Below are 13907 nucleotides of genomic sequence, written 5' to 3'. Positions count from 1 at the left end.
CTCGGCAGCGGGCAGGGCGGAGTCGCGCGATGTGCGCGATGACGTACGCGCACTGCCTGCGCGCCCCGTCCCCCCACAGCCTGAGCGTCCGAAGACCTGCCGACCTTCCCGGCCACGATTGAAAACGTGACCGCCGGGCCACCGAGAGGAAACCCTCCCGTGCCTGCCATCCGCTCCACGCGCTCCAAGCTGCTGACCCGCGGCATAGCCCTCGCCACCGCTCTCCCGCTGCTCTCTCTCGCCGCCTGCAGCTACGGCTCGGACGCGAAGGACGACACCAAGGCGAAGGTCGCCGCCGGGTCGAAGAAGATCGACGGTCTCGACTCCGTGAAGATCGGCTACTTCGGCAACCTGACGCACGCCACCGCGCTGGTCGGCAACCAGAAGGGCTTCTTCCAGAAGGAGCTCGGCGCCACCGCCGCGAAGTACCAGATCTTCAACGCGGGTCCCTCCGAGATCGAGGCACTCAACTCGGGCTCCATCGACATCGGCTGGATCGGCCCCTCGCCGTCGATCAACGGCTTCACGAAGTCCGAGGGCAAGAACCTGCGGATCATCGGCGGTTCGGCCTCGGGCGGCGTCAAGCTCGTGGTGAACCCCAAGAAGATCAAGTCCCTGAAGGACGTCAAGGGCAAGAAGATCGCGACGCCGCAGCTCGGCAACACGCAGGACGTCGCGTTCCTCAACTGGGCCGCGGAGCAGGGCTACAAGGTCGACCCGCAGAGCGGCAAGGGTGACGTCTCGGTCGTCCGCACCGACAACAAGATCACTCCGGACGCCTACAAGTCCGGCTCCATCGACGGCGCCTGGGTGCCGGAGCCGACCGCGTCCAAGCTGGTCGCCGAGGGCGCCAAGGTGCTGCTCGACGAGTCGGACCTGTGGCCCGACAAGAAGTTCGTGATCACGAACATCATCGTGTCGCAGAAGTTCCTCAAGGAGCACCCGAAGGTCGTCGAGGCGGTCCTGAAGGGCTCCGTCGAGACCAACAAGTGGATCAACGCCAACCCGGACGACGCGAAGGCCTCGGCGAACAAGCAGCTGGAGGCCGACTCCGGCAAGGCGCTGCCGGCGAACGTCCTCGACCCGGCCTGGAAGTCCATCCAGATCACCGACGACCCGCTGGCCTCCACGCTGCACACCGAGGCGGACCACGCGGTGAAGGCCGGTCTCCTGGACAAGCCGATCCTGACCGGCATCTATGACCTGACGCTCCTGAACAAGGTCCTCAAGGCCGCCGGCGAGAGCCCGGTCGACGACGCCGGTCTCGGCGTCAAGTAAGCCCGGATCCCGATGAGTTCCCAGGAGGTGACGACCATGGCCACGACGCTCGCCAAGGCCGCCGACGGCGCCGACACGACGGAGTACGCCGCCCGCATCGAGCACGTCTCGAAGTCCTTCGCCGGACCCGCGGGTCCCCAGCTCGTCCTCGACGACATCACCCTCGATGTCGCGCCGGGCGAGTTCGTCACCCTCCTGGGGGCCTCGGGGTGCGGCAAGTCCACACTGCTGAACCTGGTGGCGGGGCTCGACAAGCCCTCCGCCGGCTCCATCACGACCAACGGGCGCCCGGCTCTGATGTTCCAGGAGCACGCCCTCTTCCCGTGGCTGACCGCGGGCAAGAACATCGAACTCGCCCTGAAACTCAGGGGAGTTGCCAAGGCCGAGCGGCGCAACAAGGCCGAGGAACTGCTCGAACTCGTACGGCTTCAGGGCGCGTACGGCAAGCGGGTGCACGAACTGTCCGGCGGGATGCGCCAGCGCGTGGCGATGGCGCGGGCGCTCGCGCAGGACAGCCAGATCCTGCTGATGGACGAGCCGTTCGCGGCGCTGGACGCCATCACCCGGGACGTGCTGCACGACGAACTGACCCGGATCTGGCGCGAGACGGGCCTGTCCGTCCTCTTCGTCACGCACAACGTCCGTGAGGCCGTGCGGCTCGCGCAGCGCGTGGTCCTGCTGTCCTCCCGCCCGGGCCGCATCGCCCGCGAGTGGACCGTGGACATTCCGCAGCCGCGCCGCATCGAGGACGCCCCCGTGGCGGAACTGTCCATCGAGATCACCGAAGAACTGCGTGGGGAGATCCGCCGCCATGGCCAGCACTGAGACGAAGTCCGACGCGGCCGTCAAGGAGCACGACGGGCTGGGCGGTCTGGAGGCGGGCCTCGACGCGCTGGAGTCCTCCGTCGCCGGCCGCGGTTCCTTCGGCACGACGTTCCGGCAGAAGATACTGCCGCCGCTCGTCGCGGCCGTGGTGGTCCTGGCGGCCTGGCAGGCACTGATCACGTTCAAGATCGTCGACGACCCGACCAAGCTGCCCTCGCCGTCGGCCGTCTGGGGCGAGGTCAAGGACGCCTGGCTCCAGGGCACGCTGCTCGACTACATCTGGACGAGCGTCTCGCGCGGTCTGCTCGGCTTCCTGTTCGCCCTGGTGATCGGGACCCCGCTGGGTCTGGTGGTGGCCCGGGTGAAGTTCGTGCGGGCCGCGATCGGCCCGATCCTGTCGGGCCTGCAGTCCCTGCCGTCGGTGGCGTGGGTGCCGCCGGCCGTGATCTGGCTGGGTCTGGACAACTCGATGATGTACGCGGTGATCCTGCTCGGCGCGGTCCCCTCGATCGCCAACGGGCTGGTGTCGGGCGTGGACCAGGTGCCGCCGCTGTTCCTGCGGGCGGGCCGCACGATGGGCGCGACCGGCCTGCGCGGGACCTGGCACATCGTGATGCCGGCCGCGCTGCCCGGCTACCTGGCCGGTCTGAAGCAGGGCTGGGCGTTCTCCTGGCGCTCCCTGATGGCCGCGGAGATCATCGCCTCCTCCCCCGACCTCGGCGTGGGCCTCGGCCAGCTGCTGGAGAACGGCCGCAACGCCAGCTCCATGCCGATGGTCTTCCTCGCCATCTTCCTCATCCTGTTCGTCGGTATCGCCATCGACCTGCTGATCTTCAGCCCGGTGGAGCGGTGGGTGCTGCGCAGCCGCGGACTCCTGGTGAAGGGCTGACCCCGTCATGAGCAGGCCCGAGCACCCCGTCCTCGTCGTCATCGCCCACGGCAGCCGCGATCCGCGGCACGCCGCGACGGTGCATGCCCTGGTACGGCGGGTGCGCGCCCAGCGCCCGGGCCTGCGCGTGGAGACCGGGTTCCTCGACTTCAACATCCCGTCCGTACAAGGGGTACTGAAGTCCCTGGCGGCCGACGGCGTACGCGAGGTGGTGGCGCTGCCGCTGCTGCTGACCCGCGCCTTCCATGCCAAGTCGGACATCCCGGCGGTGCTGCGCCAGGCACCGTCGCGGCTGCGCGTCCGGCAGGCGGAGGTGCTCGGCCCGTCCCCGCTGCTGACGGCCGCGCTCGAACGCCGGCTGTACGAGGCCGGGCTGACGCCCGCCGACAAGTCCCGGACCGGGGTCGTGCTGGCCTCGGCGGGGTCCACCGACCCGGAGGCGATCGCGGTGATCGCAGAAATCGCGCGGGAGTGGCGGCACACCGGTTGGTGCGCCGTGCGGCCCGCGTTCGCCTCCGCGTCCCTTCCCCGCACCGAGGACGCGGTCCACGAACTGCGCGCCCTCGGCTGCGAGCGCGTGGCCGTCGCCCCGTACGTGCTGGCCCCCGGCTTCCTGCCGGACCGCATCGCCCGGGGCGCCGCCGGGGCGGACGTCCTCGCCGACGTCCTCGGCCCCGCGCCTGAGGTCGCGAGGGTCCTGCTGGACCGCTACGACGAGGCACGGATGCCGTCCTTGGCGGCGATCGGCGCCTGACCTCGAAGGCGGGGCCTTCGCGGCGGCCCTTGGATGGCGCACCGGAAACCCGGCTGCCGCCCGACGCCCGCGTGTGGTGCAATTCCCGGAACCGCCGGGCCGGACCGACGGGCGATCCGGCGGGGCCCGTCACGGTCGGCACCGCGAACGGGCGAGGAGCGAGAGTTCGTGAAGATCCTGGTGATCGTCGCCGTCTGCATCGTCGGGTACCTGGTCGCCGGCCAGTGCGCATGGGTTCTGTACGGCTGGATCAAGGACGGGAAGCCACTCTGGCTGACCCCCTGGGGTCTGCGGGAGGCCGTGGAGGACCGGATGCCGACGGACGCCTCCGGGCTCCCTCTGGCGCTGTTCCTATGGGTCGTCATGTCCGTCGCATGGCCGTTCCCGCTCGGTATGACCGTGTCCGAGGACCTGCGGGAACGGCGGGAACGGCGCGAGCGCCTGGAGCAGCGGAAGCGGGAGGCGCGGCAGTTGTGGCGGAGCCGGTCTCGTCTGCCGTCCGCGGCTCCCTTCGAGGCGCGGCCGGACACCCCTGACGACTGAGGCCTGTCGTTCCCGTTCGCGTCGTTCATGGGTTCCGCGCCAGGGACGCGGCACCCGTACCTCTTGAACGAACGCGACGGCCTCCTCACTCTTCGGCGAGGCTGAACGGTGTGCCCTGGTGGAAGTACAGGAGCCACTCGGTATCGGTGCGGCGCCACAGTGAACTCCGGTGCGCGCGGCGGCCGTTGCTGTCGGTGTCGAACGTCAGATGGACCAGGTCGGCGGCGAGCTGGACGCCCTTCATGCGCGAGGTCGTGCTGCGACCGCCGGTCTCCGCCTCCGAGGCCAGCGCCGCGAGGGTCGAGGCGCGGTCCCAGATATGCCCGGACGCGCCGAACTCGTAGAAGTCGGGGTGCAGCAGCGCGCCGACGAGGTCGGCCGAGCGGCGGACCGCCGGGTCGAGCAGGCGCAGTTCAGCCTCGATGGCGGCCTCGACGGCGGCATTGTGCTCAAGCACCGGTCAGCTCCTCCAGTTTCACGACGGTGTTCCAGTTCCGTGTGGTGGCGAGGACGCCCTTGACCACTCTGGGCTTCGCCAGGGCCTCCGCCAGTTTGGAGCGGCCGAGACCGTCGGGCGCGTACAGGTAGAGGACGCGGTCGCCGAGGCGGAACTCCTCGGGGAGGAAGGCCGCGGGCTCGACGGAGGCGAAGCGCCCGGCGTCGACGGGGTCCGAGAAGTACGTGACGTGCAACTGCTTGGCCTCCAGTTCGGCGGCCGGGAACGGGCACGCCTCCCGGACGGCCTTCAGATAGCCGTGATCCCGGACGAGCACGCCGACGCCGAAGCCGAAGTGCTTCTCGATGGCCCCGGAGAGCTCCTCGGCGAGGGACTCCTCGTCGCCGCGGCCGCTGCTGAACACCGCGTTCCCGCTCTGGAGATACGTGCGGACGTCGCCGTACCCGAGTCCTTCCATCAGGGTGCGCAGCTCGGCCATCGGCACCTTCTTCGCGCCGCCCACATTGATGCCGCGCAACAGCGCCGCGTACGTCGTCGTCATCCGCACACCATAAAACGGCCGCCCTGCCCCGCGAGGGTGGGCGCGACGGCCACGTCCCCCGGGGGCCGTTCCTCCGGCGGACGGGCCGGACACGCCCCGTCGATCCCTGAGCGGCGTCCCCGAGAAGTGCCGTTACGTGTAAGGGGCTTCCGTCCTCCCCAGTGCGGAGACCCCGGGGTCCGCGGGGAGGAGCCGGAGTGCCGAGGGGTCACCGGACAGCACGAGGTGACGCTGTTCTCCGGGCCATACCTTCGATACAAAGGTGGCGGCAGGGGGCTGTCACCGTGCACAAAGGGGCTGGCCCGTCATGGGGAACGGAGACACACGGGTGCGGGGCATCGCCGCGCGAGCAGGCGGCTGGAGCGCCCGGCACCGATGGGCGGCCGTCGGAATCTGGGTGCTGTTCGTCGTCCTGGCGATGGGCCTCGGCTCCGCGGCGGGCCGCGTCGACGTCAAGGAGAGCGACCAGCTCCAGGGCGAGACGCACACCGCCGCGAAGATCATCGAGGATGCCGGCATCAAGGAGCCGGCCAGTGAGACGGTCCTGGTCCAGGCGAAGGACGCGGGCGCCAAGGCCACCGACGCCGGGTTCAGGAGCGCGGTCGCCGCGGTCGTCGAGGCGGTCGACGCCACCGGCAGGGTCACGGACGTGACCTCGCCGTACGACACCGGGACGATCTCGAAGGACGGCCGCAGCGCGCTCGTGCAGTTCGACATGCGCGGCGACTCCGAGACGGCGGGCGACCGCGTCGCGCCCGTGCTGAACGCCGTCCAGGGCGTGCGGAAGAACCACGCCGGGCTGCGGATCGAGGAGATCGGCGGCGCCAGCATGAAGAAGCAGTACGACGACGCGTTCGGCGACGACTTCCAGAAGGCCGAACTCTCCGCCGTGCCCGTGGCGCTCGGCATCCTGCTGATCGCGTTCGGCGCGCTCGTGGCGGCGCTGCTTCCGGTCGCGCTCGCGGTCACCGCCATCATGGCGACGATGGGCCTGATGGGCGTCGTCAGCCACCTGATGCCGATGAGCGACACGGCCAACTCCGTGATGCTGCTGGTGGGTCTGGCCGTCGGCGTCGACTACTGCCTGTTCTATCTCCGGCGTGAACGCGAGGAGCGCGAGGCGGGCCGCGACGCCGGCACCGCTCTGCGGATCGCCGCCGCGACCAGTGGCCGCGCCATCATCGTCTCCGGTGTCACCGTCTGCGTGGCGATGGCCGGCATGCTCTTCACCGGGCTCGCCGAGTTCGAGGCGATGGGCCTGGCCTCGCTGATGGTCGTCGCCGTCGCCATGGTCGGCTCGGTCACCGTGCTGCCCGCGCTGCTCTCCCTGCTCGGCGAGCGCGTCGAGAAGGGCCGCGTCCCGTTCCTGCACCGGGCCAAGCGGCGCGGCGCCAACGGCGCCCGGGGCAACCGCCGTCCGGCCGACGAGGGCAGCCGGTTCTGGGGTGCCGTCCTGCGCGTGGTGCTCGCCAGGCCCGCGGTCTCCCTGGTCGTCGCGACGGGCGCGCTGCTCGCCATCGCCGCTCCGGCCCTCGGCATGAAGACCCAACAGCTCACCCTGGACAAGGAGTTCGGCAACTCACTGTCCATCGTGGGAACGTACAACCGCGTCAACGACGCGTTCCCCGGCGGCTCCGAGCCGGCCGAGGTGGTCGTCAAGGCGCGGGACATCAACGCCGCCGACGTGAAGGCCGCGCTCGCCGACTTCCGTACGGCGGCGGTCAGTTCGGGTGCCTCGCGCGGTCCGGTCGACATCAAGGTGCACGCGGAGCACAACGTCGCCTTCGTCTTCGTCCCGCTGGTCGGCGGCTCCGACCAGGACAAGGCGGAGAAGAGCCTGCAACTGCTGCGCGACAAGGTACGCCCGCAGACGCTCGGCAAGGTCGACGGCCTGCGGGCGCCGATCACCGGACAGGTCGCGGGATCGCACGACTTCAACGACCAGCTGATCGGCTCGGTGACCCCGGTCTTCGCCTTCGTGGTCGTCTTCGCCTTCCTCCTGATGCTGCTCTCGTTCCGCTCGCTGACCATCGCGATCACCTCGATCGCGCTCAACCTCCTCTCGGTGGCGGCCGCCTACGGCATCCTGGTCGCGGTCTTCCAGCACGGCTGGGGCGCGTCCCTGGTCGGCGCGGCGGGCGTCGGCGCGATCGTCGCCTGGCTGCCGCTGTTCCTCTTCGTGATCCTCTTCGGGCTCTCGATGGACTACCACGTGTTCGTGGTCTCCCGGATCCGTGAGGCACGGCTGCGGGGCCGCAGCACCAAGGACGCGATCCGGCACGGGGTGGTCACCACGGCCGGTGTCGTCACCAGCGCCGCCGTCATCATGGTCGCCGTCTTCGCGATCTTCGGGACGCTGTCCATGCAGTCCATGAAGCAGATGGGGGTGGGCCTGGCGGCCGCGGTGCTCATCGACGCGACGATCATCCGGGGGGTCCTGCTCCCCGCGGTGATGGCGCTGCTCGGCGAGCGCAACTGGTACCTGCCGAAGTGGCTGAACCGGATGCCCGACCTCACCCACGACGAGGCTCCCGAGGCCGTCGCGCCGCCGGTGCCTCAGGGAGAGCGGGCCGGGGTGTAGCCGGCCACGACCGGCCGCACCCGGCCAACGCGACGGCCGGCCGGAACCACCGGCCGGAACGACCTCGCACTTCCAGGGCCTGTCGGTCTCCTCCTCCGGGAGGGGCCGACGGGCCCTTCACGCGGGTGGCCACGCATCGGCCGCACGGAGCGTCACGCACCGCCGCGCGCGTGGTCACGCATGCGGGCTCGACAAGACGATACGTCTCGTCGAGCCCGCGCGCACCTGCGGTCGCGGCGCACCCGGTGATCGGGTAGTACGGAGAGCGGGACCCCTCCGCCATGAAGGGACGGCTCACCGTGCAGACGCGTCTCGACGAGATCGCCGACGGCATCTACCGGATCTCGACGCACGTCCCCGAGATCGCCCCGCCGACGGGCTTCACCTTCAACCAGTTCCTGGTGGCGGCGGAGGAACCCCTGCTCTTCCACACCGGCATGCGCGCCCTGTTCCCGCCGGTCTCCGAGGCCATCGCGCGCGTGATGCCGGTGGACAGGCTGCGCTGGATCACGTTCGGGCATGTCGAGGCCGACGAGTGCGGCGCGTTGAACGAGTTCCTTGCCGTGGCCCAGCAGGCCGAGGTCGCGCACAACACCCTGGGATGCCTGGTCACGCTCAACGACCTGGTGTCCCGGCCGCCGCGGCCGATGGGTGACGGCGAGCGTCTCGACATCGGCGGCCACGAGGTGCGGCGGGTCGTACGGAACATCGACACCCCGCACGTACCGCACAACTGGGAGGCGCGGCTGCTCTTCGAGGAGCACACCCGCACCCTCTTCTGCGGCGACCTGTTCACCCACCTGGGGAACGGGCCCGCCGTCACCGCCGAGGAGATCGTCGAACCCTGTCTGGAGGCCGAGGAGCTGTTCCGGCAGATCTCGTGCCTGACCGCGACGACGACCACCCTGCGCTCGCTCGCGGATCTGCGTCCCGCCACGCTCGCCGTGATGCACGGCTCCTCCTTCAACGGCGACTGCCCCCGCGCGCTGAACGACCTCGCGGACGCCCTCGACTCCCGCTTCGCCCCCGAGACCGCGTTCGTGTCCCGGCCGAGCGTACTGGCGCAACCGCATCCCTGGCTGGAGTGACCGCGTCCCAGGTTGAAGCGACCCGCGGCCGTACGAGCCAAGTCACGCCGGGTCCGGCGGCCCCCGTCACCTCCGCGAAGGCGAGGTGGACCGGCGAGCCTTGGCGCACCCGGTCCGACCTGTGGGAATGCGACACTGGCCGGCGGACGGCACGCAACCGAAGCCGTCGTACGCGAGGGCCGCGCGGGCGGCGACCTGACAGGCCCCAGGACACGGAGGCGAGCCATGGACGAGGCACGGGCGCGGGACGTACTGGCCGCGGCGAAGGTACTGCCGGGGCCGGTGCGGGAGGCATCGTTCCTCGCCCTCGGCGAGAACGCGGTGTTCGCCGCCGACGGCCTGGTCGTCAAGGTGGGGCGCGACGCCGAACTCCTCGACCGCGCGCGCCGGGAACTGGACATCGCCGCCTGGCTCGCCGCATCGGATGTCCCCGCGGTGCGGGCCGCCGAACCCGAACCGCTGCTGGTCGACGGACACCCCGTGACGGTGTGGCACCGGCTGCCCGAGCCCGTCCGCCCCGCCGAGCCGCGCGATCTGGCCGGACTCCTGCGGGTGGTGCACGCGCTGCCCTCCCCCTCCTTCACCCTGCCGCCCCGCGAACTCCTCGGCGGCGTGGAGCGCTGGCTGCGTCTCGCGGGCGACGCGATCGACCCCGGGGACGCGGCGTATCTGCGGGAGCGGCGCGACGGCTTCGCGACGGCCGCCGCCGCGCTCGCCCCGCATCTGCCGCCGGGCCCGATCCACGGCGACGCGCTGCCCCGCAACGTCCATGTCGGCCCGGACGGCCCCGTCCTGGTCGACCTGGAGACCTTCTCCGCCGATCTGCGCGAGCACGACCTCGTGGTCATGGCCCTCTCCCGCGACCGCTACGGGCTTCCCGCCGAGGCGTACGACTCCTTCACCGCGGCCTACGGCTGGGACGTCCGCGCGTGGGAGGGCTGCTCCGTCCTCCGGGGCGCCCGCGAGACCGCGAGCTGCGCCTGGGTCGCCCAGCACGCACCGACGAACCCCAAGGCGCTGGCCGAGTTCGAACGCCGGGTGGCGTCGCTGCGGGACGGCGACGAGACGGTGCGCTGGTACCCCTTCTGACCCGACGCTGGGCATCCGCCCAGCCGTCGCCCGACGCCCTGGCGCCTGCGACCGGACCCCGTCACGGTGACCGCCCCCCGTCGGGGGGTCTCGGACCCCCTCAGGGTGAGGGGACCCCGCCGACACGTCCGGACCCCGTCACCGTGGCCGAATCGTCATCGCGTCCGGAGCCCACCCGTGGCCGGACCTCGTCACCGCGTCCCAGCCCCCTCACCGTGGCCGGGTCCTCTGACCGTGGCCGGTGGCGAGGTGCGCGCGGGCAGGCCGGGACCGGGGCCTGAGAGGTGACGGGAAGCGGGGCCGTTCGCCGAGGGCCGGCAGGCTCCCGGGATCGGGTCAGACCCTGTCGTCCGCCAGGTCCCGCAGCGGCCAGGTCCCGTCCACCACCGCGTCCGCCTCGCCCTTGCGGCGCAGGAAGGACTGGAAGTCCGCCGCCCATTCCGCGTACCACTCGATCTGGCGGCGGTGCAGCTCGACGGGGCCGAGAGCGGCCACCTTGGGATGGCGGCCGGCTATCGCGCAGGCGAGCCGGGCCGCGGCGAGGGCGTCGGCCGAGGCGTCGTGGGCGGAGTCCAGGACCACCCCGTACTCGGTGCAGACCGCTTCGAGGTTGCGCTTGCCCCGGCGGTAGCGGTCCACGGAGCGGTCGATGGTGTACGGGTCGATGACCGGGGCCGGGTCGGTGCCGCCGAGCCGCTCGCGCAGCGACGGCAGTCCGTACCGCCGCAGCTCGGCGGAGAGCAGCGTCAGGTCGAAGGCCGCGTTGTACGCGACGACCGGGACGCCGGTCCGCCAGTAGGTGACGAGGACGCCCGCTATCGCGTCGGCGACCTCGTCGGCGGGCCGGCCCTCGCCGGCCGCCCGCTCATTGGTGATCCCGTGCACCGCCACCGCGTCGACCGGGATCTCCACGCCCGGATCGGCCAGCCACTCGCGGCGCCCCAGCGGCTCTCCGCCCTTGACCTCTATCACGGCCCCCGTGACGATGCGCGACTCGCGCGGATCGGTCCCGGTCGTCTCCAGGTCGAAGCCGATCAGCAGCTCCCGGTGCCAGCCCATGGGCGGCCCCCCTTCTTCGTGGTGCTTTCCCCCAGTGGTCTCCACGATCCCATGAGCCACTGACAATCCGAGGACGGGCGTTCCACTCGGCCGCGGAGAACGGCCTTTCAGGACACCGGCCGCGAATCGGCCCAAGCCACCTCGAACTCCTCGCGATAGGTGGGGAAAAGTCCCTCTTCGTTCACTTCGTCCGGTTTGAGCACTCGGCTTCCGCCGCGCAGCACCAGGACCGGCGCCTCCATGCCACGGGTGCGGCGCAGATACGACTGCACGACCGCGACACCGTCCGACCCGTCGCCGTCCACGAGGTACGCGGTGAAGCGGGGCGTCTCGTCGTAGACCTGGATCTCGAAGGCGTCCGGGTCGCGCAGCCGGGACCTCACCCGCCGCATGTGCAGGATGTTCATCTCGACCGCCCGGCTCAACTCACCGCGCTTGATGCCGAGCTCGCGCTCACGCCGCTTGACCGCACTGGACGCGGGGTTCAGGAACAGCAGCCGAGTCCGGCAGCCGGACTCGGCGAGGCGGACCAGCCGGCGCCCGGAGAAGTTCTGCACCAGCAGGTTGAGGCCGATGCCGATCGCGTCGAGCCTGCGGGCTCCGCCGAAGAGGTCCTCGGCGGGGAACTGGCTCAGCAGCCGCACCCGGTCGGAGTGCACACCGACGACGTCCGCGTACCGGTCGCCCACCAGGTCCTCGACGGCGTCCACGGGCAGCCTGCGCGCGGAGGGCACGTCGCTCCCGGCGCCGAGGATCTCCAGGAGTTTCGCCGCGGCCCGCTCGGCCTGGTTCAGGACGGCCTCGGACAGAGCGCGGTTGCGCGACACGACGTTGCGGGTCACTTCCAGCTCGTCCAGGGCGAGTTCGACGTCCCGGCGTTCGTCGAAGTAGGGCTCGAAGCACGGCCAGTGCTGCACCATCAGCTCGCGCAGCTGGGGCAGCGTGAGGAAACTGAGCACGTTGTCGTCGGCCGGGTCGAGCAAGTACCCCTTGCGGCGGCTGACTTCGCGTACGGCGACGGCGCGCTGCACCCACTCCTGGCCGGCCGGCCCCGCGGCGGCGACCACCCAGTCGTCGCCGTGGACGGGTTCGTAGATGGGCCGGAGAACAGCGGCCACGACCGCGCGCAGCCGCTGTTCGACCAGGTTCAGCCAGATGTAGGCGCGCCCGGCTCGCTGGGCGCGCGTACGCACCTCGCGCCAGGCGTCGGCGCCCCAGTCCAGTTCCGGTCCAATGGATCCCATTTCCATCGGCCGTGCCAGGGACACCGCGCCGGGTGGGACATCTGTGGAGTTCCCCTCGTGACCCTCGTCACCAGGAGGCAGCTCCAGCCCTCCCGAGCCCACCCACGCACCGCCTTCCGCTCCCCCGAGCACTCCCCAGGGGCCAGGCCCCAATCAACGATCAAGGAAGGGTACTCCGGGAGCGGCGAGCGGTGCAGCCCGATGCGCAGGTCGTTTCTCAACTACCTTGGTTCGACATGCCCGTTCTGGTTCGCCAGCTCCGGCGGAGTGAGCGGATTCATAGCGGTGACGTCACGCGGGGCGATGGAGAAGCCCTGCCAGTGGACCGGCATCGGCTGCTGGTCCTCGTCGCGCGCGATGTGGTGGAAACCCACGTTCACCCAGACCACCGGGTGTGTGAGCGTCTGCCCGCCGACCCACTTGTCGACGGATGTGCCGTGTCCGGCACCGCAGTTGCGCAGGTTGTCGCTGGCGAACTGCTCGCACTTGTTGTACTCGGTGAAGTAGACGTCGTGCTTGGTGAAGGAACGGCCGAGGTACTTGGTGGTCGCGCCCGGGACGATCTCGTACGAGCGTGCGTGATTGTCCTTGTTCCTGCCGGAGTTGCTGACGATGCGCCACCAGCGCATGTTCTTGGCGTCTCCGGCGAGTTCCTTGGTGACCTTGGTGACCGTGGTCTTGTTGCTGGGGGCCTCGTGGCCGTGCGCGGGCGGGCTGACCACGGAGTCGTACTGCTCGATCTTCGCCTTGGACGAGCCGTCCAGACCGAAGTTGAGCCGCCAGAAGACGTTGTGGCTGTGGCTGGTGGCATAGTCCTTGGCGCCCTTGCCCAGCGGCCAGCCGCGGCCGTCGCCCGCGTCGTAGTCACCCGGCGAGAGGCTGCCGGTGGCGCCGATGTTCATGTTGACGGTGCCGTCGTCCTGGAACCGCCACTCGGTGATGTACTCGTACCAGCCGACCTTGTTGACGGTGTAGACGAGCAGGTCCTTGCCCTGCTTCTGGAAGACCTTGTTCCCGGTGTCGGCCTCCATCCGGTAGGCGTGTCCGCGTGAACGGGTCGTGGTGCACAGGCCCTTGACGTTCGCGTGCTGCGGGTCCCAGGCGTCGGGGACCTTGACCGTCTTGATGGCGCCGCCCGGGCACTCGGCGGGGACCATGTCGACCAGTCCCTGGCCGAAGCCGGCGCCGGTCAGGTCGCTGTACTCGACCGAGCCGTCGTCGTAGGGCACGTCGATCTGGGCGAGCTTGGCGCTGCTGAGGACCTTGATCGGGTGGGCCTCGCCGGGTGGCTGGTAGGAGATGTTCTCCAGGACGAGCCCGGCCTCGCTCTCGTAGTGCCAGCACATCCGCCAGGTGGTGCCGGTGGCGAGCTTCTGCTCGATGCGGTACGCCGCGCTGCAGTCGGCGGGCGGGGCGGGTGCGGCCTTGGGGGGGGGGGGGGGGGGGGGGGGGGGGGGGGGGGGGGGGGAAAGAAAGGGGGGGGGGGGGGGGGGGGGGGGGGGGAAAGGCGAACGTGCTTGTCCGGCACCAAGAAGAGGGCGAAATAATGCCCAACCAAA

Annotated in this window: 12 protein-coding genes and 1 pseudogene; 8 read left to right on the top strand and 5 right to left on the bottom strand. The window is 70.8% G+C overall.

Annotated features, from left to right (window positions below; translation table 11 throughout):
• Positions 1-159: 159 nt before the first annotated feature.
• From ACZ6KY_RS28865 to ACZ6KY_RS28845, 5 genes are all read left to right on the top strand, one after another.
• Positions 160-1278, top strand: a complete 1119-nt coding sequence (locus ACZ6KY_RS28865; RefSeq protein WP_469313196.1) for an aliphatic sulfonate ABC transporter substrate-binding protein — start codon at positions 160-162, stop codon at positions 1276-1278.
• A 36-nt stretch (positions 1279-1314) separates the two neighbouring features.
• Positions 1315-2103 carry an ABC transporter ATP-binding protein gene (locus ACZ6KY_RS28860; RefSeq protein WP_469313195.1) on the top strand — a complete coding sequence of 263 codons (789 nt, stop codon included), beginning with the start codon at positions 1315-1317 and terminating at the stop codon, positions 2101-2103.
• On the top strand, positions 2090-2992 hold the full coding sequence (locus ACZ6KY_RS28855) for an ABC transporter permease (protein ID WP_469313194.1): 903 nt from the start codon (positions 2090-2092) through the stop codon (positions 2990-2992). Before ACZ6KY_RS28860 ends, ACZ6KY_RS28855 begins: the two co-directional genes overlap by 14 nt.
• A 7-nt stretch (positions 2993-2999) precedes the next feature.
• A complete protein-coding gene (locus ACZ6KY_RS28850; RefSeq protein ID WP_469313193.1) occupies positions 3000-3746 on the top strand; it encodes a sirohydrochlorin chelatase in 747 nt (248 codons plus the stop codon).
• A gap of 168 nt (positions 3747-3914) precedes the next feature.
• The gene (locus ACZ6KY_RS28845) at positions 3915-4289 is read left to right on the top strand and encodes a hypothetical protein (RefSeq protein ID WP_469313192.1); all 375 of its coding nucleotides are present in this window, start codon (positions 3915-3917) and stop codon (positions 4287-4289) included.
• Between the two features lie 85 nt (positions 4290-4374).
• Here ACZ6KY_RS28845 and ACZ6KY_RS28840 read toward each other — a convergent pair whose 3' ends face one another.
• Positions 4375-4746 carry a nuclear transport factor 2 family protein gene (locus ACZ6KY_RS28840; protein WP_469313191.1) on the bottom strand — a complete coding sequence of 124 codons (372 nt, stop codon included), beginning with the start codon at positions 4744-4746 and terminating at the stop codon, positions 4375-4377.
• Positions 4739-5287: a DUF1697 domain-containing protein gene (locus ACZ6KY_RS28835; RefSeq protein WP_469313190.1), complete on the bottom strand. Its 549-nt coding sequence runs from the start codon at positions 5285-5287 to the stop codon at positions 4739-4741. The genes ACZ6KY_RS28840 and ACZ6KY_RS28835 overlap by 8 nt, the downstream gene beginning before the upstream one ends.
• Positions 5288-5594: 307 nt before the next feature.
• Here ACZ6KY_RS28835 and ACZ6KY_RS28830 point away from each other — a divergent pair, with 307 nt between their 5' ends.
• The 3 genes from ACZ6KY_RS28830 to ACZ6KY_RS28820 all read left to right on the top strand — a co-directional run bounded on the left by ACZ6KY_RS28830 (position 5595) and on the right by ACZ6KY_RS28820 (position 10045).
• Complete coding sequence (locus tag ACZ6KY_RS28830; protein ID WP_469313189.1) at positions 5595-7868, top strand: MMPL family transporter; 2274 nt, start codon at positions 5595-5597, stop codon at positions 7866-7868.
• A 281-nt stretch (positions 7869-8149) separates the two neighbouring features.
• Positions 8150-8956 (top strand): oxygen-binding di-iron domain-containing protein, encoded by an 807-nt coding sequence (locus ACZ6KY_RS28825; RefSeq protein WP_469313188.1) that lies wholly within the window; start codon positions 8150-8152, stop codon positions 8954-8956.
• A 225-nt stretch (positions 8957-9181) separates the two neighbouring features.
• Positions 9182-10045, top strand: coding sequence for a phosphotransferase enzyme family protein (locus ACZ6KY_RS28820; RefSeq protein WP_469313187.1), 864 nt, complete (start codon positions 9182-9184; stop codon positions 10043-10045).
• Between the two features lie 336 nt (positions 10046-10381).
• Here ACZ6KY_RS28820 and ACZ6KY_RS28815 read toward each other — a convergent pair whose 3' ends face one another.
• From ACZ6KY_RS28815 to ACZ6KY_RS28805, 3 genes and pseudogenes are all read right to left on the bottom strand, one after another.
• Positions 10382-11104, bottom strand: a complete 723-nt coding sequence (locus tag ACZ6KY_RS28815) for an exonuclease domain-containing protein (protein WP_469313186.1) — start codon at positions 11102-11104, stop codon at positions 10382-10384.
• A 107-nt stretch (positions 11105-11211) separates the two neighbouring features.
• Positions 11212-12450: an SAV2148 family HEPN domain-containing protein gene (locus ACZ6KY_RS28810; RefSeq protein ID WP_469313185.1), complete on the bottom strand. Its 1239-nt coding sequence runs from the start codon at positions 12448-12450 to the stop codon at positions 11212-11214.
• A gap of 119 nt (positions 12451-12569) precedes the next feature.
• Positions 12570-13778, bottom strand: a pseudogene (locus ACZ6KY_RS28805) (copper amine oxidase); the annotation flags it as partial.
• Positions 13779-13907: the final 129 nt, after the last annotated feature.

Source organism: Streptomyces sp. NPDC042002, assembly GCF_055588305.1.
Note: the sequence above shows the minus strand (reverse complement) of the source record. Positions and strands in the feature narration are given on the sequence as shown.